Source organism: Tenacibaculum agarivorans, from assembly GCF_001936575.1.
GTDB lineage: Bacteria > Bacteroidota > Bacteroidia > Flavobacteriales > Flavobacteriaceae > Polaribacter > Polaribacter agarivorans.
In genome coordinates, this window is the sequence record NZ_MSMP01000085.1 from 1 (window position 1) to 2,101 (window position 2,101).

Below are 2,101 nucleotides of genomic sequence, written 5' to 3' on the forward strand. Positions count from 1 at the left end.
TGTTCGAGCTTTTACGGATGCTAAAAAATCCATAAAACTTAAAGAACCTTCTACATTGTTACGAAGTGCTAAGGTATTAACAAACATACCTACGATGTCCTTTAAGTCAGCATGGTCTCGACCCGAAACTACTGTACCGACTACAATATCTTCCTGATTACCTAATTTGCTTAGTAAAATATTTAGAATCGCTAACGTAGGCACATATAATGTAGCGCCAATACGACTAGCTAACAATCGTAATGACTCTGTAGATTCCTTGCTAAGATTCCAAACCTTCAAGCTTCCACTATAATCGCGAACACTACCCCTTGGGTAATCTAAAGGTAGTTCTAATACCTTAGGCAAATCACTATACGCTGAAAGCCAAAATTCACGCTGAACCTCTAACTTACGCTGATATAATGAACTTTGCTGCCATAAAATATAATCCTTGTATTGTAACCTTGGTAAAGATAACTCCGCCCCTGATAATAAATCGCTAAATTCAGACTTTACAAGCTCTAAAGAAACTCCATCAATAACAATATGATGCATATCGATCAATAAAATCGACTCTTCTCCTGGTAGTCGTAGCAAACCTGCTCGCAACAATAGACCTTTACTCAAATCAAAAGGACGTACAAAAGCTGATATAACAGCATCCTTATCATCACCAACACACTCCTCTATTGAAAAGTGCACTTTTTGATGAACTTTCTGAACTACTTCGCCATATAAAAAGTCAAAGGAAGTCCTAAAACTATCATGCCTTTCTATAAGCTTTTCAAAAACAACTTCTAATTCATCTTTTGTAATACTACTAGATATCCCTATGGTTTGAGGCATGTTATACACCAAGGAAGTCCTATCTAAATTATAGATAAAATGTAATCTGCGTTGTACTGAGGATAAGGGGTAATAAGCGCGTGACTCACCTACCTCTATGCTTAAGTATATCTGTTTACTTTGTCTAGAAATAAAATCTGATAGACTCCTGATCGTATCGTAATGGAAAATTTCTCGCAAAGGAACCTCTGTATTTAAGTCCCTTAAAATAAGATTCATCATAACCGTAGCTTTTAAAGAGTGTCCTCCTAGTTCAAAAAAGCTGCGCTCAACACTAATCAAGTTCTCTTCTATAGCTAAAACATCACTCCAGATCTTAACTAAAGTTTCTTCTGTAGCATTAGAAGGGCCAACATAATGATTTTCTATATCTAATCTTGGATGTGGTAAATTCTTACGATCTACCTTTCCATTGACGGTAATCGGTAAGGCATCTAAATGCATATAATAACTAGGTAGCATATACTCCGGTAGCTTGCCGCGTAAAAAAGAACGTAACGCTGATGAGTCTATCGATGTTTCTGATACATAGTAGCCTACCAAATACTTGTCTTGATTTTGCTCTACAACATTTACTACTACATCTCTAATACTTGGATAACCTAACAGTTGATTCTCTATCTCTCCTAACTCTATCCTGAAGCCTCTAAGCTTTACCTGACTATCTATACGACCTAAAAACTCTAAATTACCATCTTCTAACCAACGAGCTAAATCGCCTGTACGATACAAGCGTTCTCCTTCCTTAAAAGGGTGAACTATAAATTTCTCTGATGTTAACTCCGCTCTGTTGATATAACCTAGTGCTAAACCTGATCCTCCTATGCATAACTCACCGATAACCCCTCTCGGAACTAGATTACCTTCTTTATTTAAAATGTAAACACTTGTGTTGGCTATTGGTTTTCCTATAGGTAAACTACTATACGTTTTATCTTTTGTAAAAATATGGCTTGTGGTAACTACCGTATTTTCGGTAGGACCATAGTTATTTACTAAGCTATAATTTGTAGCTTCTATAGATTTTAATGCGTCTCCTCCTGTTAGTAAAAAGCGTAGTGAACTATTATCTAGTCTAATAAAATGTTCACATAATTGTGTAGGTAAAAATGCAATAGTAATATGATGTGTCTCAAAATAACTATTAAGCTTTACTACATCATACTTTATTGCATCTTCTAAGATATATAGTGTAGCACCTTTAATAAGGTAAGGGAAAATTTCCCATACGGAAGCATCAAAGCCTAAACCTGCATATTTTGTACTATTATCT

The 2,101-nt window shown here is 35.6% G+C and carries 1 protein-coding gene; it reads right to left on the reverse strand.

Annotated elements, in window-relative coordinates; translation table 11 throughout:
• On the reverse strand, positions 1–2,101 hold a 2,101-nt coding region (locus tag BVC87_RS22925; RefSeq protein WP_143569900.1), incomplete at both ends, for a condensation domain-containing protein.